The organism is Antarctobacter sp., from assembly GCF_965277915.1.
Classification (GTDB): Bacteria; Pseudomonadota; Alphaproteobacteria; order Rhodobacterales; family Rhodobacteraceae; genus Antarctobacter.
This window is the reverse complement of sequence record NZ_OZ255849.1, coordinates 2,993,642-3,013,839: the sequence shown is the minus strand read 5'-3', so window position 1 is coordinate 3,013,839 and position 20,198 is coordinate 2,993,642. Positions and strand designations below refer to the sequence as shown.

The window sequence follows — 20,198 nt, the reverse complement described above, 5'->3', positions numbered from 1 at the left end:
TTGCGGTTTCGCAGGCGGCATTGCGCGCGTATACACGCGCGGGTTTGCAACGCCGTAAAGGGGAATGTGATGGCAAATGTCGTCGTGGTTGGCGCGCAATGGGGTGACGAAGGCAAGGGCAAGATCGTCGACTGGCTGTCGAGCCGGGCCGATGTGATCTGCCGTTTCCAGGGTGGCCACAACGCCGGGCACACGCTGGTCGTCGATGGCACGGTCTACAAGCTGCACGCGCTGCCGTCTGGCGTGGTGCGCCGGGGCAAGCTGTCGGTCATCGGCAATGGCGTGGTGCTGGACCCCTGGCACCTGGTGTCCGAGATCGAGACGATCCGCGCGCAAGGTGTGGAAATCACGCCCGAAACGCTGATGATCGCCGAAAACACGCCGTTGATCCTGCCGATCCACGGCGAGCTGGACCGCGCCCGCGAGGCCGCCGCCCGTCCGGGCGCCAAGATCGGCACCACCGGTCGCGGCATCGGCCCGGCCTACGAGGACAAGGTGGGCCGTCGCGCCGTGCGCGTCGCCGACCTGGCCGATGATGCCACGCTGCAGGCGCGGGTGGACCGGGCGCTGGCGCATCACGACCCGCTGCGCCGTGGCCTGGGAATCGAAGCGGTGGACCGCGACGCGCTGATCGCGCAGCTGCGGCAGGTTTCCGAGGAGATCCTGCAATACGCGGCCCCGGTCTGGAAGATCCTGAACGAGAAGCGCCGCGCCGGTGAGCGTATTCTCTTCGAAGGGGCCCAGGGCGCGCTGCTGGACGTGGATTTCGGCACCTATCCCTTTGTCACTTCATCGAACGTCATCGCCGGGCAGGCGGCCACCGGCACCGGTATCGGCCCCGGCGCCATCGATTTCGTGCTGGGCATCGTCAAGGCCTACACCACCCGTGTGGGCGAGGGGCCGTTCCCGACCGAGCTGGACGATGCGGACGGTCAGCGCCTGGGCGAGCGCGGTCATGAGTTCGGCACCACCACGGGCCGCAAGCGCCGCTGCGGCTGGTTCGACGCGGTGCTGGTGCGCCAGACCTGTGCGACCTCGGGTGTGAACGGCATTTCGCTGACCAAGCTGGACGTGCTGGACGGGTTCGAGACGCTCAAGATCTGTGTCGGCTACGAGCTGGACGGCAAGGTTCTGGACTACCTGCCCTTCGCCTCCGAGGAACAGGCGCGTTGCGTGCCGGTCTACGAAGAGATGGAAGGCTGGAGCGAATCGACCGAAGGCGCGCGCAGCTGGGCCGATCTGCCGGCCGCGGCGATCAAATACGTCCGCCGTGTCGAAGAGCTGATCGGTTGTCCGGTGGCCCTGCTGTCCACCTCGCCCGAGCGTGATGACACGATTCTGGTCACGGACCCCTTCGCGGACTAACTGCATCCGCAGGGTCGGAAAGGAGCAAGACATGGCACTCAGCTACAAGGCGCGCAGGCGCTGGTCCCTTTTCGTGCTGCTGGTGGGGTTCCCGCTCTATATCGTGGTGGCCTGGGGCGTGCTGAGCCGCCTTGACCTCTGGCACCTGCCGGTGGCGGTGGAATTCGTGATCTACGTCTTTTTCGGCGTGGCCTGGATCCTGCCGCTGAAGCCGATCTTCATGGGCGTCGGCCAGGCCGACCCCGACGACAGGGACTGACGGCAGGACGGACGCTCGTCGCCCGCGGTAGCAGTGCCCAGCTTTCGGTCCCTTGAGGCTTGCGGTGAGCGCGGCAGGTGACCGTGCCAGATGTGGTGCTGATCGTGCCTTGCTGGAGTATTTAGACCGCCCACAGGTCAGAAATGCAGGATATCGTGGCCATTCGATTTGATGTTTCGAATGGCCGTTCTTCTTGCGCTTCAAACAGCCGTCATTGCTTTGATCTCGAACAGAAGCTCCAGAATAGCCAGACGCGACACACTAAGGTAACCTGCCCCCCGCGAAATCCCTCACCGTGACGTAGCGTCTGCGCCAACTCTGTGCATTGCGGCGAAATCTGGCTGTTTCGGTCTTCTTGTGGGGTGGATCTAAATTTTTCATATATCTTCCAACATCCAAAGGTGAACTCCTATTGAGTTCGCTCCTTGGGCTGGCGTTTTACGTCTCCTTTTTCCGGCTGGTTTACCCACTTGGATTTACCGTGTTCGTCAATCGCCTGCCGAAACCAGATAGGAGGAGGTTTGAAGAAGGCGCTTTGTTCAAATTCTTCTTTGTTGAGGGGTTGTAACCACGAGTGTTGATTCCGGTTTGGCCGCAGAAATCAGCGAGATGGCTGCGGAGCCCGGAGTTGTTCACGTATCGGTCGATGGAGCGAAGCAGGTGATCCTGCGGCATGTGATCCTCGAGCGAGACCTTGTGGAGCAGCGCCAGAAGAGGGCCCACCCTGGCCGATCCTCCTACCCGGTGTTTTGAACCAGCCAAATCTCCCTCGATCAAGGCCGAGATTTTCAACGCGATCCGCCCCTTCCACGCCCTTCACTTGCGCGGCGAGAATGGAGTGTCCGAGGCGAACGGCAGGATGCCGGCATACCCGACAGGCGATGCGACAGCGCGCTCGCAGATTTCTGCAAGCGCGCGTTCATTTATGGCCCTCAGGTTGTGCGGCTGGACGTTCGTCACAGCTGACAGGTGGCTGGGACCCGGTACGGGGGCTTTCTATGGACGGGATCAGCCGTTGGCGGCGGGCTTGAAACTGATCGTCTCCGCGGCGGTGAACCGACCGCCCGAGGTCTTGCGGATCTTGCCCTCGCGCAGCAGCTGGCCAAAGCTGCGCAGCCGGTCCTCGCGTGAGCTGTCGGTGACCTCGGCCTGGCGCAGCGTCGTCATCAACTGCGGGCGCGAGAACTGATCGCGGCCTTCGACGTAGGACATGTAGGCGGCGGCGGCCTCCAGCAATTCGGGCAGTTCCGCGGCGCCCACGTTCTGGGCATAGGCGGCAAAGCCCGAGGCCGTGCCGGCCTGTGCCGGGCTGTGGGTTTCGGGCGCGGGAACGGTGCGGCGCACGCGGCGCGGGCGGACAGGGCCGGGCTCGCCGGCGTCGGAGGCCGCGGCGACACGCTGTTCCGCCACCAGTTTCAGTGGCGTCGGCGCATCGTCATGGGGCGCGGGGCGCGGGCTGGGGTGGCTCACGCTTTGCGGACGGCGCGGGCGCACCACGCTGGCCAGATCCTCGCGGTAGGGTTCCTGTTCCTCGGCGGCATCCGCCTTCTTGCTCAGGTGGCGATCCGCCTTGGTGGCGGCCACGGCGGCGCGCAGGTGGGCGATGGCGCTGCGGCGGCGGTTGCCTTCGGGTTCGTCCATCTCGGTGTTGGTCTGGTCCAGCAGGCGCGAGGTGTCGCCGTCGCCGACCTCTCCCTCGGTCAGCATGGCGCGGGCCGGGCTTGCCAGCTTGACGGCCTTGCGCGCGTTGTCCTGAATTGCTTCGGCAACCGTGTCTTCCAGGTCCGGGGCGGGCTCTGCCTCGGGGGCGGTGATCGGGTTGTCGAGGCGCAGCGGTGCGGCGTCCACATCTGGCGCGGCAGTCGCCAAAGCCTCGTCTTCATCCTCGTCCGTGACGGTGTCCCAGGTATCGGACAGCGCGGCATCGTCGTCCTCGTCCCAGGCGCCGAAGTCGCTGGCCAGTTCCGCCTTCACGGCGGCCAGTTCCCGGGCCAGTTCCTCTTCTTCCTCGGGGCTGAGGCTGCTGGTTTCTTCCGGGGTGAAACCGCCAGGCGCGGTGTCGTCCAGAACCTCTTCCAGCGTGCCCTCGTCGATGGCCTGTTCAAAGGCAGCGCGCTTGACCTTGACGATGCGGGCGCGCACCGGGGCGGGTTCGGGCTGATCCTCGGGGGGCAAATCGTCGACGGGCGCGGGGGCAGGGCCCTCGGCCTCCGGTTCCGGCGCCGTCTCTGCGGTCCAGGCCAGGTCCAGCGCCGCCTCGGGGGCATCCTCGGGCGCTTCGGCGATGTCATCGCTCTCGTCGGGTTCGGCATCTGGACGCATCGGGCCGGTGGCCAGCGCGGCAGCGGCGGCGGTCGCCGCGGTCCGGCGCAGGGGGGCGGCCTCGGGTGCGTCTTCCTTGTCGTCGTCTTCGGCCATCAGGCTGGCAACGGCGGCATCCAGCGCGCTGTCGTGATCCTCTTCCGGCGCGTCCAGGTCGACGTTCAGGTCCGCCGCCAGATCGGAGTCCTCGTCGTTGTCGGCAAACAGGGTCTCGTCCAGTTCTGCCGCCTCGGTGTCGCCGCTTTCGACGACCAGTTCATCCAGCAGCGTTTCCAGCGCCTCGCCTTCGGGGGCCACTTCGGGTGTGTCCTCCGGCGTGGCCTGTGGTGCGTCGTCCTCGTCCTCTTCCTCGGCAGAGGCGACGACGGCGCGAATCCGGTCCAGCTTGGCGGTGATATCGTCGGGAGCGGAGGGCCGCGGAGCAGGCGCAGCCTCCGTCCCGTCGGGGGCCACGTCGTCCGGCGCGGCCTCGGGCACGAGGTCGGCGGTCGCAGGCTCCGGTCTTTCGGTCAGAACGGCGGTGGCTTCGATGGTATCGTCATCGGGCAGCATGTCATCGGCAACGGCGTCCTGCTCGCGGCCCGACATCGCGGCGGCCATCGCCCCGGCAGAGGCGGCGGCGGCCATCACGCGCGGCGGGCTGCCGATGGACAGCGTGCCGCTGCCCGGCTCGGCCAGGCGGTCGCGCAGGTATTCCGAGGCAAGTTCGGGATCGAACTGCGGCGGTTCGGCGCCAAAGAACCGGTCCTCTCCGACGACGCCGCGGAAGAAATGCGTGGCTTCCTTGACCACGTCCAACGGATCGTCGAACCCCTCGGCGGTGCAGGAGAAGGTGCCGTAGGACACGGTCAGGATCTTGCTCGAACTCACCATAGTGCTGCTCACTTTCTATCGTTCTGCAACAGTGTGTTTACCACGCTGACCGGGACGAAAGCTGATCGAATCTGTGCCCGGAAGGGTATCATTTCGTGACCGGATTGTGGTCTGTTTCCCAAAAAGCCATTAATTCGCCATGAAGTCTAAAATTGTTCATAGCGACACGCCAGTCCTCCTCGTGGGGGGCGGCGAAGTCGACAACGCGGTGCTGGCCCGGGCGGTTCAGGCGGCGGAGGTGGTCGTAGCGGCCGACAGCGGCGCCGAAACGGTGCTGGCGCAGGGCCGGATGCCGGATGCCGTCTATGGCGACATGGATTCGCTGGCGCCAGAGGTGCAGACCCGGCTGGATCCCGGCGTTCTGCGGCCCATCGCGGAACAGGACAGCACCGATTTCGACAAGTGCCTGCGCCATATCTCGGCGCCGTTGGTCTTTGGCTACGGGTTCCTGGGCAAGCGGCTGGATCATCAACTGGCGGCCATGACGGTGCTGGCAACACGCCGCGATGTGCGTTGCATTCTGATCGGGGCCGAGGACGTGACCATGCTCTGCCCGCCCGACCTGGCGCTGGACCTTGCGCCGGGCACGCGGCTGTCGCTCTTTCCCATGGCGCCGGTCACCGGGCGGTCACGGGGGCTTCGCTGGCCGATCGACGGGCTGAACTTTGCGCCAACTGGCCCCGTGGGCACCTCGAACGAGGTGACCGGGCCGGTGCGCCTGTCGATGGACGGGCCGCAGATGCTGCTCATCCTGCCGGCGGAATGCCTGAATGTACTGCTTTCGGGACTGGCGGACGCGCCCGGTGGATGGCCCGCTCGCGCATGACGATGTACAGCCCGGCGGCGATGGTCACACCGATTCCCAGCGTCGCCAGCGGCCCCGGCAGGTCGCCGAAGATCACATAGCCCACGGCGGTGGCAAAGGGGATTTCCAGGTACTGCATCGGCGCTAGGGTCGAGGCCGGCGCATAGCGCAACGACCATGTCATCAGCAGGTGCGCCAGCGTCCCCGCCGCCCCCATCGCGGTGATCAGCCACCAACCGCGGGCCGAAGGTGCGATCCATGACAGAGCCTCGACCGTCTGGGTCGGGGTCAGCGCCATGACCGGGACCATGATCACGAGGGCGATCAAGGCAGAGACCGCCTGCATCGCGATGGGATCGGTCTCTCCGGCGATACGCCGCGTCACCAGCATGAACAGCGCAAACACCACGGCGACACCCAGCGGCAGCAGCGCGGGCCAGCCGACCTCGGAAAAGGCGGGCTGCACCACCATCAAGGTGCCGGCAAAGCCCACCGCACTGGCCGCCAGCCGCCGCCAGCCCACTTCCTCGCCCAGGAACCAGAACCCCAGCAAGAGCAGGATGAACGGCATGACATAGGCGATGGCAATGGCATCGGCCAGCGGCAGGTACAGCAGCGAGGTGAAGACCAGCGAGATCCCCGTGATATGCAGCAGCGTGCGCAGGGTGACGAAGAAAAGGATGCGCCCATCCATCCGCCAGACCCGGCGCGTCGCGATGCTCAGCGGGACAAGGATCGCCGCCTGAAACGCAAAGCGCAGCGTCACCAACTGGCCAACCGCCATCTCGGACCCCAGCAGTTTCGCCAGCGCATCCGCAAAGGGCGCCAGCAGGCAGAATGCCAGCATCAGGGCAATGCCCAGCATGGGACGGTCGAGATCGGTGTCGTTCATGCGCGGACCCTAGCGCCGGGGCGCCAGCGGCGAAACGGCAAAAGCAATCAGCGGCCTGCGAGGCGGTGCAGGTCGTCCGGCGGCGCCAGCCCCCCCAATCAACAGGCCCCGGCGCCGACAAAGCTGGCCCGCGCAACCAATGAGAGGTTGCGCGACGGCCTCCGGTCTCAGTCCAGCGCGCGCCAGCCGATGTCGCGGCGATGCACGCCTTCGGGCCAGTCCACGGCATCGACCAGCGCATAGGCGCGGTCGCGGGCCTCCTGCAGGGAGGTGCCACGCGCCGTGGCGTTCAGCACCCGCCCGCCATTGGCCAGCACCTTGCCGCCCTCGGCCTTGGTCCCGGCGTGGAACATCATGTGGAAACTGTCCTCGGGCAGGGCGTCCAGGCCGCGGATCTCGGTGCCTTTCGCATAGTCGCCGGGATAACCGTCGGCGGCCATGACCACGGTCATGGCGTGATCCTCGGCCCATGTGACCTGCGCCTCGGCCAGCCGCCCATCGGCACAGGCATTCATCAGGTCCAGCGCCTGTGCCCCCAGCCGCAGCATCAGCACCTGGCATTCCGGATCGCCGAACCGCACGTTGTATTCCACCAGCCGGGGCTGTCCGTTCTCGATCATCAGCCCGACATAGAGCACGCCCTGGTAGGGCATCCCGCGCCGGACCATCTCGGCCATCGTCGGGCGCACGATCTCGTCCAGTGCCTTCTGCGTCACGGCCTCGTCCATGATCGGCGCGGGGGAATAGGCCCCCATGCCGCCGGTATTGGGGCCGGTGTCGCCTTCGCCGATGCGCTTGTGGTCCTGCGCCGTGCCCACGGGCAGGCAGGTCTCGCCATCGACCAGCACGAAAAAGCTCGCCTCTTCGCCACTCATGAATTCCTCGATCACCACCTCGGCGCCCGCGCCGCCAAAGGCGCCGCCGAACATGTCGTCGACCGCCGCACAGGCGTCCTCGACGGTTTCGGCGATGATCACGCCCTTGCCCGCGGCCAGCCCGTCGGCCTTGACGACGATGGGCGCGCCCTGGGCGCGGATATGGTCCTTGGCGGCATCGGCCTCGGTGAAATGGCCATAGCCCGCGGTGGGGGCATTCACGGCGGCGCAGATCTCCTTGGTAAAGCTCTTGGAGGCTTCCAGCCGGGCGGCGTCGGCAGAGGGGCCGAAGACAAGGATGCCGGCCTCGCGCAGGCGGTCGGCCACGCCGGCGGCCAACGGTGCCTCTGGCCCGATGATCACCAGGTCGATGGCGTTTTCGCCGGCGAATTCCGTCACTGCGCCCGGGTCCTCGATGTCCAGCCGTGCGCATTCGGCGATCAGGGCGATGCCCGCGTTGCCCGGCGCCACGATCAACTTGTCGCACTTGGGGTTCTGCAGGGTGGCCCAGGCAAGACTGTGTTCGCGGCCGCCGCTGCCGAGGATGAGAATGTTCACGGGCGCACTCCTTTGCTGGCCGGGTGGACAGGTTGACCCGTCGCGCCTCCGGGGATTTGGACCAAGAAGACGCCGGGGGCGTCTTTTCGGGCGGTTGGCCGTCGTTTAAGGTCAGCCGCAGGCAAGAGCAAGCGAGGCGGCATGGACCTGATCGACGACGGACCAGAGGGCAACACGCCGGAATTCAGTGTCAGCGAGCTTTCGGGCGCGGTGAAACGCGTCATCGAGGGCGAATTCGGCTTTGTCCGGGTGCGCGGCGAGATTGGGCGCGTCAGCCGACCTCGGTCCGGGCATGTCTACCTGGATCTCAAGGACGACCGTTCCGTGATCTCCGGCGTGATGTGGAAAGGCGTCGCCGCCCGTCTGCAGACCCAGCCCGAAGAGGGGATGGAGGTCATCGCCACCGGGCGCCTGACCACCTTTCCCGGCCAGTCGAAATACCAGATCGTCATCGAGGACATCCGACCGGCGGGCGCGGGCGCGCTCATGGCGATGCTGGAAAAGCGCAAGGCGATGTTGCAGGCGGAGGGGCTGTTTGCCGCCGAACGCAAGAAACGCCTGCCCTACCTGCCAGAGATCATCGGCGTCGTGACCTCGCCCAGCGGCGCGGTGATCCGCGACATCCTGCATCGCCTGCGCGAGCGTTTTCCGCGCAAGGTGCTGATCTGGCCGGTGGCGGTGCAGGGGGCCAAATGCGCGCCCGAGGTGGCCCGTGCCATCGAAGGCTTCAACCGCCTGACGCCCGGCGGCGCGCTGCCGCGCCCCGACTTGCTGATCGTCGCGCGCGGTGGCGGCTCGGTCGAGGATCTCTGGGGCTTCAACGAAGAGGTGGTGGCGCGTGCCGCCGCCGCCTCGGACATTCCGCTGATCTCGGCCGTGGGGCACGAGACCGACACCACCCTGATCGACTTCGTGTCCGACCGGCGCGCACCGACGCCCACGGCGGCGGCGGAACTGGCGGTGCCCGTACGCATGGAACTGATCGGCGCCGTGCGCGATTTCGGCGCCCGGATGGAGCGCGCCATGTCGCAGCGGCTCGAGGTCCGCGGTCAGCGGCTGCGCGATCTGTCCCGCGCCCTGCCGCGCCCCGAGGAACTGCTGGACGGGCCGCGCCAGAGGCTCGACATACAGGGGGAACGGCTGCCGCTGGCGCTGTCGCGTTCTGTCGAGCGGCGCAAGTTGCACCTGTCCGAGACCGCGGGCAGCCTGCGCCCCGGTGTCCTGTCCCGTGCCATCGCGGTGGAACAGCGGCGGCTGGAGGATCGCGGCGCGCGGCTTGGCCCTGCGCTGGCGCGCCTTGTCAAGGCCCGGCGCGAGGCGCTGGGCCGCCGTGCCGACCGGCTGAGCCCACGCCAGATCACGCGCGAGATCGCCGTGGGCCGGGAACGGCTGGCGGGCCTGACCCGCCGGCTGGACGAGGCCATGACCGCCCGCCAGGGCGAAAAGCGCCGCAAGCTGGACGCGCTCATGCGCCTGCACGAGACGCTGGGCTACCGAGAGACGCTGCGGCGCGGCTATGCCGTGGTGCGGGGCGATGGCCACCTGGTGACGACAAAGGCCGCCGCCGAGGAGGCCACCGGGCTGGAAATCGAATTTGCCGATGGCACGCTAAAGCTTGGCGGGCGTTCCTCACCCCGCAAACCGGCCAAGCCGAAACCGCCCGAACAGGGCAGCCTGTTCTAGCGCCGAACCTTCATTCTGCGTCACAACCGCCCGCAGGCTTTCCTTTTCTTCTGCACTCGCATAGGATTCGCTGCATTGCACCAATGTCGGGGAGGGCACCTGTGGCCGAGAGTGAAAAACCGCTTCTGATCAAGCGTTACGCCAGCCGGCGGCTCTACAACACCGAGACCTCCGACTATGTCACGCTCGAGGACATCGCCGGGTTCATCCGTGACGGGCGCGACGTCCAGATCGTCGATCTGAAATCCGGCGACGACCTGACCCGGCAATACCTGCTGCAGATCGTGGCCGAGCACGAAAGCAAGGGCCAGAGCGTCCTGCCGATCAACGTGCTGACGGATCTCGTGCGCAGCTATACCACCCAGGCCACCAGCGCCGTGCCGCAGTTCCTGGCCGCCAGCTTCGAGATGTTCCGCGACAGCCAGTCGAAGTGGTTCGAGAACGTCAATTCCATGAACCCGATGGCCAAGGGCTTCGAGGCGATGCAGGCCCAGCAAGAGGCCTTCCTCAAGGCGATGGGCGGGCAGCTTCCCGGCGAGGACGGGGAAAAGCCGTCCAAGGAAAGCAAGGAAGACCTCGAGACCATAAAGAAGCAGCTGTCCGACCTGCAGAACAAGCTGTCCAAGCTCGACAAGTAATCCGCCGGGCAGAGGGCGCCCGGCCACCGTCCCCCATGTCAGGGAGGTGACCGGGGCGCCGGCTCACCCGCCTCAGGTGCCGTAGGCGCGTTGCGGCGCCGTGGCCGTTTCTGCCGCGCGGGTCAGCACGGCGGCCACGGCATCGCAGTCCGTGAGTGAGAGGCGGGCAGGCAGGCGGGTGTCGCAGGCGCGCATCAGCATCGCGCGGGTCCGCGGCAATTCGGGCATCTCGGGCAGGAACTGCCAGTTCCAGTAGGCGCGGGCATTGTCGCGGCTCAGGCCAAAGACCTGCACCTTGACGCCCTCGGCCTCGGCGGCATCGACAAAGGCACGCACTTCGGCGTCGGTCATGCCGCACAGGTTGAACTGCAGCGAATCCGGCGCGCGTTCCTCGGGCGCCAGTTTCGCGGGAACCTCGATCCAGGGGCTCTGATCGATCCGTGCCGCGACATGGTCATGGTTGCGGCGCCCGTCCGTCACACGCCGGTCGATATGCGGCAACTGCGGTCGGATCACCGCCGCCGAGAGGTTCGACATGCGCAGGTTGTACAGCGGCAACCGGTTCTGCCAGCGGGCAAAGGCCTCTTCCAGTTCGGCGGTATTGTCGCCCGCGCGCAGGTGCTTTTTCCAGGCGTGCTCGTAGGCGCCCGACAGGATCACGGCGCGGGCCACCAGGTCGGCGTCATCGGTCACCAGAATGCCGCCTTCGCCGGCATTCACCAGCTTGTAGCTCTGAAAGCTGAAACAGCCGACACGGCCCAGAGTGCCGATCTTGCGCCCGTGCCAGGTGGTGCCCAGGGAATGCGCCGCATCCTCGATCACCGGCACGCCGGCCTCGGCGCACAGGGCCAGGATCGCGTCCATGTCCGAGGTATGGCCGCGCATGTGGCTGACGATGACCGCCTGAACGCCGGGCAGGCGGGCGGCGAAATCCTTCATGTCGATGCGATAGTCCTCGCCCACTTCGCAGAGCACCGGCACCAGTCCCGCGTGCACGATGGACGAAGGCACGGCAGCAAAGGTGAAGCCGGGGATCATGACGCGCGCGCCCTTCGGCAGGTCCAGCGCCTCCAGCGACAGGAACAGCGCCGCCGAGCAGCTCGACACCGCAAGCGCGTATTTCACGCCCATGAACTCTGCGAATTCGCGTTCCAGCAGGGCGACGGGCGCATCCTCGGGGGCGGTGTAGCGGAACAGGTCGCCGGACTGCAAAAGGCGGTCGATCTCGGCGCGGGCCTCGGCCGGGATCGGCTCGGCATCGTGCATGTTCGGAAGCATGTTTTCAAAATCCTGAAGCTCGGTTTTCGAAAATGTAAATCAGTTAAGGATCTGAGGAAAGCCCCAAAGCGTCGCATTCCGCCCGGCCCGATCCCTGCGACGCCGGGTTTTCCGCAGCCGAAACCGCGCCGGACCCTGTCACGGGATCCGATCGGCTCGTCCGGATTGTCAGGGTAATCGCCGGGCTACAGTCCCAGACGGTCGCGCATCGCGTACCAGGTCATCGCCAGCGCCAGCAGCGGCGACCGGAATGCCGGCCCGCCGGGAAAGGCGGGGCTGGGCAGGGCGGCGAAAGCGTCGAACCCTGCCGATTGCCCGCGCACCGCCTCGGCCATCAGCTTGCCGGCCTGCACCGCGTTGCCCACCCCGTGCCCGGAATAGCCAGAGGCCGACAGCACGTTCGGGGCCAGCCGAGCCAGGTGCGGCAGGCGTTTCATGGTGATCGCCAGCGTCCCGCCCCAGGCATGGGTCAGCTCCACGTCCCGCAGATGCGGAAAGATCTCCAGCATCGGTTTGCGCACCGTCGCGCGGATGTCCGCGGGGAACCTGTAGCCATAACTCTCGCCCCCCCCGAACAACAGCCGCCCGTCGGGCGACAGGCGGAAATAGTTGACGACGAAACGGTCGTCGGACACGGCGATCTCTTGCGTCAAGACCCGCGCGGCCTCCGCCCCCAGCGGCTCCGTCGCCACGACGAAATTGTTGATCGGCATGACCCGCGCGGCCACCTGCCGGTCCAGCCCGCCCAGGTAACCGTTGCAGCCCAGCACAAGGTGATCCGCCACAACGCGCCCGGCCTCGGTCTGCACGGTCACGCTCTTGCCCTGCCGGATATGATGCACATGGCTGCGCTCGTGGATCCGTGCCCCGGCCGCCTCGGCCGCTCGGGCCAGACCCAGCGCCAGCTTGAGCGGGTTCAGATGGGCCGCCCCCCGGTCCAGCACCCCGCCGCGATAGGCGGGCGAGGGGCAGAGCGCGGCAAATCCGTCCCTGTCCAGCACCTCGAGCCCATAGCCGTACTGCCGCGCCATGTGGTCCGCGTAGTCGTGCAACTCGCGCACCGAACCGTCCGAAGACCCGGCCCAGGCGATCCCCGCGCGCAGGTCGCAGTCGATGCCGCGCCGCGCCGCCAGGTCCCGCACCAGCGCCTTGGCCTCCTCGCCCAGCTGCCAGAACCGGCGCGCGTCGTCGCGTCCCACCATCTTCTCCAGCTTGACCTGGTCCTGCCGCTGCCCGCTGCCCAGTTGTCCGCCGTTGCGCCCCGAGGCGCCGAACCCGACCCGGTGCGCCTCGACCAGCGCCACGTCCAGCCCGGCCTCCGCCAGGTGCAGCGCCGCCGACAGGCCGGTGAACCCGCCCCCCACCACGCAGACATCCGCGCGCACCTCGCCTTTCAGCACCGGGTAAGGCGGCAGCTCCGGCGTCACCGAGGCATACCAGCTCTCGGGATATTCCCCGCGTCGGTCATTGGAAAACAGCAGGTTCACGCCGCACCTCGTGGCTTCTTCTTTGCAGAAATACTCCGGGGGTTTGGGGGCAGAGCCCCCATTCCGCCAACCTGCGCGCGCGTCAGCGCGCACCGCCGGATCACACGTTCAGCAGCAGGTGCTCGCGCTCCCAAGGAGAGATCACCTGCAGGAATTCCTCGTATTCCGTGCGCTTGACGATGGAATAGACCCGCGCGAATTCCGGTCCCAGCACCTCGTGCAGGGCCGTGGCCCCGTCGAAGACGTCCAGCGCCTGGCCCAACACCCGGGGAATGTCGCCTTCGCCCTCGTAGGCATCGCCGCGGAACTGCTTGGACGGGCGCCGCTCTTCCATCAGCCCCAGGTAGCCGCAGGCCAGCGAGGCCGCGATGCCCAGGTAGGGGTTGCAGTCCATCCCCGCGAGCCGGTTCTCCACCCGCCGCGCGTCGGGGCCGGACAGGGGGATGCGGATGCCGGTCGTGCGGTTGTCGCGCCCCCATTCCAGGTTGATCGGGGCGGCATGGTCCTTCACGTAGCGCCGGTAGGAATTCACATAGGGCGCCAGCACCGCGATGGCCGAGGGAAGATGCGCCTGCAACCCGCCGATGAAGTGGTAGAAGGCATCCGTTTCCCCGCCCTGCGGGCCGGAAAACAGGTTCTGCCCGGTCTCCAGGTCCAGCACCGAATGGTGGATATGCATGGCGCTGCCCGGTTCGTCGGCGATGGGCTTGGCCATGAAGGTGGCGAAACAGTCGTGGCGCAGCGCCGCCTCGCGGATCAACCGCTTGAAATAGAACACCTCGTCCGCCAGCTTGACCGGCGAGCCGTGCCGCAGGTTGATCTCCAGCTGGCCGGCGCCGCCCTCCTGCGTGATGCCGTCGATCTCGAACCCCTGCGCCTCGGCGAAATCGTATATGTCGTCAATGACCGGGCCGAATTCGTCCACGGCAGTCATCGAATAGGCCTGGCGCGCCGCGGCGGGGCGCCCGGAACGTCCCATCATCGGTTCGATGTCCTTGGCCGGGTCGACGTTGCGCGCCACCAGGTAGAATTCCATCTCCGGCGCCACCACCGGCTTCCAGCCCTGCGCCTCATACAGCGCGACCACGCGCTGCAGCACGTTGCGCGGGCTGAAGGGCACCGGCTCGCCGTGCCGGTCAAAGGCGTCGTGGATCACCTGCAGGGTCCAGTCGCCGGTCCAGGGGGCGGCGGTGGCGGTGGTCATGTCCGGTTTCAGGATCATGTCCCGTTCGATGAACCCCTCGTCCGAGGCGGCCTCGCCCCAGTCGCCGGTGATGGTCTGGAAGAAGATCGAATCCGGCAGGTGGAAATAGCCCATCCGGGCGAATTTCGACGCCGGCACCGCCTTGCCCCGCGCGATCCCCGGCAGGTCCGAGACGATGCATTCGACCTCGTCCAGGCGGCGCCCCTCCAGGTAGGCGCGGGCCGGTTCGGGCAGGGTTTCGGTCCAGTCTCTCGGGGCACTCGTGTCCACGGGGTGTCCTTTGCGTTTCAGGCGGCGCTTTCCGGCAGCCGCTTGTGTTTCAGGAAATAAATCAGGTCGTCGATCAACTCGGCACTGTCCAGAGGCGCATCCAGCCCCGCCTCGGCCTCATGCAGGATCTCGTCCGGCACCACGCCGGGGCCGCGCGTGTCCAGCAGCCCCTTGGTAAAGGCGCGGTCGAACTCGGGATGCGGCTGCACCGTGTAGGCCTTGCCCGGATAGAGCAGGGCGGCATGGCGGCAGAAGTCATTGCCGGCCAGCGTCACCGCGCCCTCGGGCGGCTCTGTCACCTGGTCCTGGTGCCAGGCCATGACGGTTCTCGGCCCGCGTCCCTCGAAGTCATAGGTCTGCGGCCCGACGGCCCAGCCGCCGGGATACTTGACCGCCGTGCCTCCCAGCGCCTGCGCGATCACCTGGTGCCCGAAACAGATCCCCACCAGCGGCCGGTCCACCGCGACGATCTGGCGGATCAACTCCTCCAGCGGTGCCAGCCAGGCGTGGTCCTCGTAGACCCCGTGGCGCGACCCGGTGATCAGCCAGCCGTCGGCGGCCTCCGGTCCGGGCGGGAACTCTCCGTTCACCACGGCCCAGGTTTCAAATTCGAACCCGGCGTGGGAAAGGCGGTCGATGAACATCTCCGGGTACTGGCCGTGATCCCTGGCCAGTTCCGGCACCACGATGCCCGTCTGCAAGATACCGATTTTCATGAGACACCCATGTTCCTGGTCCGCAAGCTAGGCGCGCGCCGCGCGCCCTGCAAGATCAGACCGTATCCAGGTAAAGGTCCATCTGCTCGTGCTTGGTCAGCTCGTCGAGGTCGCGCAGCTCCTGCCGCTTGGTCAGGACAAAGTTGCGGATCAGCTCCTTGGGAAAGATCCGCGGCATCAGCGGGCTTTGCGCAAAGGCCTCGATGGCGCTGCCCCAGTCACGCGGGATATGCGGCAGGTCCTGGTCATAGGCGTTGCCGGTGATGCGCGCCGGCGGTTCGGTCTTGTCCTCCATCCCCATCAAGGCGGCGCCCAGCATCGCGGCCAGCGCCAGGTAGGGGTTCACGTCGCCCCCCGCGACCCGGTGTTCGATCCGGCGCGCCGCGGGTGGCCCCGAGGGCACGCGCACCGCCGCCGTGCGGTTGTCATAGGCCCAGCAGATCGCCGAGGGCGCGTGCGACCCGGGCACGATGCGTTCGTAGCTGTTCAGGTGCGGTGCATAGACCAGCGCGCTGTCCGACAGGGCGGCAAGGCAGCCACCGATGGCATGGCGCAGCGCGTCGGTGCCCTCCGGTCCGTCGTTGTCAAAGATGTTCCTGCCGTCTTCGTCCAGCACGCTGAAATGCGCGTGCATGCCGTTGCCGGAATAATCCTCGTAGGGTTTCGCCATGAAGCTGGCGGCAAAACCGTGTTTCCGGGCCAGCCCCTTGACCAGCATCTTGAACAGCCAGGCATCGTCGGCGGCCTTCAGCGGGTCCGCCTGGTGCATCAGATTGACCTCGAACTGGCCCAGCCCCGCCTCCGAGATCAGCGTATCGGCGGGGATGTCCATGACCTCGCAGGCCTCGTAGAGGTCGGTAAAGAAGATGTCGAAGGCGTCCAGCGCCCGGATCGACAGCACCTCTGCCGCGTCGCGCCGCTTGCCCGACCGGGGGCTGACAGGCACCTGCAGGCGCCGGGTGCTGTCGTCGATCAGGTAGAACTCCAGTTCCACCGCCACCACCGGGGTCAGCCCCTTTTCGGCAAAGCGCTTCTGTATGAACGAGAGCGCATGGCGCGGGTCGCCCTCGAAGGGGCGGCCGTCCTCGTGGAACATCCAGATCGGCAGCAGGGCGGTGGGCGCCTCCAGCCAGGGCATGGGCACAAAGCCGCGTTCGGTCGGGAACAGGATCGCGTCGCGGTCGCCACTGTCAAAGACCAGCGGGCTGTCGGCGATGTCCTCGCCCCAAATGTCGACGTTCAGCGCGGAAAAGGGAAAGCGCGTGCCGTCCTTGAGCATCTTGACGGCGCTGGGGATGGGCATGCGCTTGCCTCGGGCGACGCCGTTCACGTCACAGGCGGCGGCGCGGATGGTACGGATTTGCGGGCGGTCGTGCAGCCAGTCGGCGCTGGGGGCGGGCATGGGGAACTCGTGCTTTCAGAATTTGATCAAATTCATAGGCGAGCCCGCGCCATTGGGCAAGGGGGGCGTTCACGGCGCGTCGCGGGACGGCGCAGGGCGCCTGTCTCGCGGGCGTGTTTCGGGCAGGATTAACCGTTTCTTGCGCGTTTGTACGTTTTGCCGGAATCGACGTACGTTTTGTACAAAACGTACACAGCCAGAGCCTCAGCGGATCAGGTTCATCCGCATCTTCAACCGGCCCCGGACCTCCTGCGGCAGGTGCCGGTTCAATCGCCGGTTCACCAGCCCGAAGACCGAGATGATGACCAGCGTGACAAGGATGAAATACCCGGCCAGGATGGGGTAGGGCACGAAGGGGTTGAAGGTCTTGTCGGCAAAATAGTTGGCGTAATACAGCGCGTCGCCCTTTTGCCGCCAGGCCGGAAAGCCCGAGAAATAGACCAATGTCGTGGCATGAAAGAGAAAGATCGCCTCGTTCGTGTAGGCAGGCCAGGCCAGCCGCAACATCGTGGGCCAAGTGATCTTGCGGAACTTGGTAAGCCCCGAGAACCCGTAGGCATCCGCCGCTTCCGTGTCACCCTTGGGGATCGACAGCAGCGCGCCGTAGAAGATCTCTCCGGAATAGGCGGCGGTGTTCAGGAACAGGACGATCGCCGCCCCCAGCCAGGCCGAGGTGAGGGGATCAAAGACGGGCGAGACGGATTTCAGGCTGAGGAACGCGAAATAGGCAAAAAAGAACTGGATAAACAAGGGGCTGCCACGAAAGACAAATATGAACCACTCCGACGGTTTGCGCGCCAGCGGGTTCGAAGAGGCCTTTCCCAGGGCCACCGCCGTGGCCAGGAAGAACCCGGTCAAGAGCGCGATGAGCCCGAAATAGACGTTCCAGATCATCCCCGAGCCGATCAGGGTGAACTGCTGGCACAGCGTGAAATCCTCGCGCGGCAACAGCCGCTCGCCGATCCCGATGGAGCGCAGGCCATAGTCGGCGATGGTCTGCAAACAGCTCATGCCGCCTTCCTCTGCGCTTCACCGCCCGAGGTCGCCTGGCCGTGGGTCAGCCGCTTCATGATCCGGTCCAGCACGATTTCGGACACCCGCGTGAACATCAGGTAGAAAACCAGCAGCGCCAGGAAATACCACATGCGCCAGTCGGCATGGGGGTAGTCGGTGAACCGCGCCGTCTTGGCGCCGCCCAGTTCGCGTGCCCAGTAGACGATATCCTCGACCCCCAGCAGGAACAGCAGTGGTGTCGCCTTGATCAGCACCATCCAGAGGTTCGACAGGCCGGGCAGGGCATAGACCCACATCTGCGGCACCAGGATGCGCCAGTAGCACTGGCGCGGACTCATGCCATAGGCCTCGGCCGTTTCCATCTGGGCACGCGGCACGGCCCGCATGGCGCCGAACAGGACGTTCGCCGCGAAGGCCCCGAAAACAATGGCAAATGTCAGAACCGCCAGGAAGAAGCCGTAGGTTTCATGGACCCATTGCGCGGCGTTGCCCAGGGGCAGCTTGGCCTCGGCGCAGACCACGAAATCATTGCCCTGCCGGATCGGCTGATCCCAGTCGGGGCATTTCGCCTTGTGCCGGATCCATTCAAAGAACTGGTCCAGGGCGATGACGAAGAACAGGAAAAAGGCGATGTCCGGCACGCCGCGGACAATTGCGATATAGCCGCGCCCCAGCCAGCTGAGCGGCAGGATGCGCGACCGCGCCGCCGACGCCCCGGCAAAGCCGAAGGCCAGCGCGGCCGGCGCGGTGATCGCCAGCAGCAGCAGGACCGTGCCCACCGACCAGTAGATGGCCATGTGCTTGCCCGTGGTCAGGTAGCAGGCCATCCAGCTCAGGCCGGAGAGCGTATCGGGGTCAGTGCAAAAACCGAACATCGCGGAACCTGACGGGGCGGGAGATTACCCCGCCCCACCTTTTCAGAACGTTGCGCCGAGTTCCCATTTCTCGATCAGCGCATTCAGCGAACCGTCGTCTTTCATCGACTGGATCGCCGCGTCGAACTTCTCGCGCAGTTCGCCATCGCTTTCGCGCAGGCCAAGGCCGATGCCGCCGCCGATCAGGATGTCCTCACCCACAAAGGCAAGGTCCGCGCTTTCCTCGGCGATGGGTGCCAGGTAGGCCTTGTCGGCCAGAACCGCGTCCGCCTCGCCGTTGCGCACGGCGGCGATTGTTTCGTCAGGCGTGGCGAATTCGACCAGCGTTGCGCCCATCTCGGCGATGTACGAGGCCTGGATCGTGCCTGCCTGAGCCGCGAAGATGCCGCCCTCCATGTCGAGTTCCATGCCTTCCATCGCCAGGAAGGCGGACGGGTCGGGCTGGGTGTAGTTCTGGGTGAAGTCGATAACTTCGTCACGCTCTTCGGTGATCGACATGCCGGCGATGATGGCGTCGTAGTTGCCGGAGACGAGGTTAGGGATGATCGAATCCCACTCGTTCGTGACCCATTCGCAGGTCAGTTCCGCGCGCTTGCACAGCTCATCTCCAAGCTCGCGCTCGAAGCCGGCCACTTCGCCGTCGTCGTCGATGTAGTTGTACGGAGGATAGGCGCCCTCGGTGCCGAGGCGGACCACCGAATGGCTTTCCGCGAAGGCCGCACCGGCGAGCATCGCAAGTGCCGCGGTTCCGATCAGAAGCTTTTTCATGTCGTTACTCCCTGGTAGGTTCTGGCGGCTGTCCCGCCGATTTTAGGATGCTGGCCCTTTTGGCCTAGGCATGAACGGTCGACTTCAGGAACCCCTGCAGCCGTTCCGATTTCGGCGCGCCGAAGAGCGTTTCCGGCGGGCCCTGTTCCTCAATCAGTCCCTGGTGCAGGAACACCACGTGGTCACTGACATCAGAGGCCATCTTCATGTCGTGGGTCACGATCAGCATCGTGCGCCCTTCCTGTGCGAGCGACTTGATCACCCGCACCACTTCCTGCTCCAGTTCCGGATCCAGCGCGCTGGTCGGTTCGTCGAAGAGCAGCGCCTCCGGCTCCATGCAGAGCGCGCGGGCAATGGCGGCGCGCTGTTGCTGGCCACCCGACAGTTGCGCCGGGTAGACGTCGCATTTGTCGCCAATGCCCACCTTGTCCAGGTACCCGCGCGCGGCCTTTTCCACCTGCGCCCGGTCGCGGCCCAGCACCGTGACCGGCGCCTCCATCACGTTCTGCAGGATGGTCATATGGGCCCACAGGTTGAACTGCTGGAACACCATCGACAGGTTCGTGCGGATACGCAGCACTTGCTTGGCATCCGCCGGGCGGCGGTTGTGGCCTTCGCCTTTCCAGTGGACGGGTTCGCCCTTGAAGAGGATGTCGCCCTGTTGGCTGTCTTCCAGAAGGTTGCAGCAACGCAGCAGCGTGGATTTGCCCGAACCGGAAGATCCGATCAGCGAGACCACGTCGCCCTTGCGGGCCGTGATGTCGACTCCCTTGAGAACTTCAAGAGAGCCATAGGCCTTGTGCAGGTTGCGGATTTCGATGACGGGCGTGTCGGACAAGCGGAGCCTCGGGCAGATCGCAGGATGCCCGGTATCAACGCGCAAACCTGCGGGCTTGGCAAGGGGGCCAAGGGCA

At 66.3% G+C, this 20,198-nt stretch carries 17 protein-coding genes; 5 read left to right on the top strand and 12 right to left on the bottom strand.

Annotated elements, in window-relative coordinates:
* The first annotated feature begins 69 nt into the window (after window positions 1-69).
* Together ACQY5B_RS15525 and ACQY5B_RS15520 are read left to right on the top strand one after the other, a co-directional pair.
* A complete protein-coding gene (locus ACQY5B_RS15525) occupies window positions 70-1,365 on the top strand; it encodes an adenylosuccinate synthase (RefSeq protein WP_305970677.1) in 1,296 nt (431 codons plus the stop codon).
* Between the two features lie 31 nt (window positions 1,366-1,396).
* On the top strand, window positions 1,397-1,624 hold the full coding sequence (locus ACQY5B_RS15520) for a DUF2842 domain-containing protein (protein WP_420324565.1): 228 nt from the start codon (window positions 1,397-1,399) through the stop codon (window positions 1,622-1,624).
* Between the two features lie 1,008 nt (window positions 1,625-2,632).
* On the opposite strand, the gene ACQY5B_RS15515 is transcribed toward ACQY5B_RS15520, so the two are convergent.
* Window positions 2,633-4,819 (bottom strand): hypothetical protein, encoded by a 2,187-nt coding sequence (locus ACQY5B_RS15515; protein WP_420324566.1) that lies wholly within the window; start codon window positions 4,817-4,819, stop codon window positions 2,633-2,635.
* 139 nt (window positions 4,820-4,958) lie between these two features.
* On the opposite strand from ACQY5B_RS15515, the gene ACQY5B_RS15510 reads away from it, so the two are divergent.
* Window positions 4,959-5,645 carry a thiamine diphosphokinase gene (locus ACQY5B_RS15510; protein ID WP_420324567.1) on the top strand — a complete coding sequence of 229 codons (687 nt, stop codon included), beginning with the start codon at window positions 4,959-4,961 and terminating at the stop codon, window positions 5,643-5,645.
* Here the strand turns inward: ACQY5B_RS15510 and ACQY5B_RS15505 are convergent.
* Both ACQY5B_RS15505 and purD read right to left on the bottom strand, forming a co-directional pair.
* Window positions 5,566-6,516, bottom strand: coding sequence for a DMT family transporter (locus ACQY5B_RS15505; RefSeq protein WP_420324568.1), 951 nt, complete (start codon window positions 6,514-6,516; stop codon window positions 5,566-5,568). The two genes, ACQY5B_RS15510 and ACQY5B_RS15505, sit on opposite strands and share 80 nt — an antisense overlap.
* A 167-nt stretch (window positions 6,517-6,683) precedes the next feature.
* On the bottom strand, window positions 6,684-7,949 hold the full coding sequence (purD, locus tag ACQY5B_RS15500; protein WP_420324569.1) for a phosphoribosylamine--glycine ligase: 1,266 nt from the start codon (window positions 7,947-7,949) through the stop codon (window positions 6,684-6,686).
* Window positions 7,950-8,090: 141 nt separating this feature from the next.
* On the opposite strand from purD, the gene xseA reads away from it, so the two are divergent.
* On the top strand, window positions 8,091-9,632 hold the full coding sequence (gene xseA, locus ACQY5B_RS15495) for an exodeoxyribonuclease VII large subunit (protein WP_420324570.1): 1,542 nt from the start codon (window positions 8,091-8,093) through the stop codon (window positions 9,630-9,632).
* A 101-nt stretch (window positions 9,633-9,733) separates the two neighbouring features.
* Window positions 9,734-10,270, top strand: coding sequence for a polyhydroxyalkanoate synthesis repressor PhaR (gene phaR, locus ACQY5B_RS15490; protein ID WP_305970670.1), 537 nt, complete (start codon window positions 9,734-9,736; stop codon window positions 10,268-10,270).
* Window positions 10,271-10,342: 72 nt separating this feature from the next.
* Here the strand turns inward: phaR and ACQY5B_RS15485 are convergent, their stop codons facing one another.
* The 9 genes from ACQY5B_RS15485 to ACQY5B_RS15445 all read right to left on the bottom strand — a co-directional run bounded on the left by ACQY5B_RS15485 (window position 10,343) and on the right by ACQY5B_RS15445 (window position 20,122).
* Entirely contained in the window at window positions 10,343-11,536 is a 1,194-nt protein-coding gene (locus ACQY5B_RS15485) for a DegT/DnrJ/EryC1/StrS family aminotransferase (RefSeq protein ID WP_424976275.1), read from the bottom strand.
* Between the two features lie 197 nt (window positions 11,537-11,733).
* Entirely contained in the window at window positions 11,734-13,035 is a 1,302-nt protein-coding gene (locus tag ACQY5B_RS15480; RefSeq protein WP_420324572.1) for an NAD(P)/FAD-dependent oxidoreductase, read from the bottom strand.
* 100 nt (window positions 13,036-13,135) lie between these two features.
* The gene (locus ACQY5B_RS15475) at window positions 13,136-14,509 is read right to left on the bottom strand and encodes a glutamine synthetase family protein (RefSeq protein ID WP_420324573.1); all 1,374 of its coding nucleotides are present in this window, start codon (window positions 14,507-14,509) and stop codon (window positions 13,136-13,138) included.
* A 17-nt stretch (window positions 14,510-14,526) separates the two neighbouring features.
* A complete protein-coding gene (locus ACQY5B_RS15470) occupies window positions 14,527-15,225 on the bottom strand; it encodes a type 1 glutamine amidotransferase (protein ID WP_420324574.1) in 699 nt (232 codons plus the stop codon).
* A 55-nt stretch (window positions 15,226-15,280) separates the two neighbouring features.
* The gene (locus tag ACQY5B_RS15465) at window positions 15,281-16,627 is read right to left on the bottom strand and encodes a glutamine synthetase family protein (protein WP_420324575.1); all 1,347 of its coding nucleotides are present in this window, start codon (window positions 16,625-16,627) and stop codon (window positions 15,281-15,283) included.
* A 204-nt stretch (window positions 16,628-16,831) separates the two neighbouring features.
* Window positions 16,832-17,638, bottom strand: a complete 807-nt coding sequence (locus tag ACQY5B_RS15460; protein ID WP_420324576.1) for an ABC transporter permease — start codon at window positions 17,636-17,638, stop codon at window positions 16,832-16,834.
* A complete protein-coding gene (locus ACQY5B_RS15455) occupies window positions 17,635-18,516 on the bottom strand; it encodes an ABC transporter permease (RefSeq protein WP_420324577.1) in 882 nt (293 codons plus the stop codon). Before ACQY5B_RS15455 ends, ACQY5B_RS15460 begins: the two co-directional genes overlap by 4 nt.
* Before the next feature lie 42 nt (window positions 18,517-18,558).
* Entirely contained in the window at window positions 18,559-19,284 is a 726-nt protein-coding gene (locus ACQY5B_RS15450) for a transporter substrate-binding domain-containing protein (protein WP_420324578.1), read from the bottom strand.
* Window positions 19,285-19,348: 64 nt separating this feature from the next.
* Window positions 19,349-20,122: an ABC transporter ATP-binding protein gene (locus ACQY5B_RS15445; RefSeq protein WP_305970661.1), complete on the bottom strand. Its 774-nt coding sequence runs from the start codon at window positions 20,120-20,122 to the stop codon at window positions 19,349-19,351.
* Window positions 20,123-20,198 lie beyond the last annotated feature (76 nt).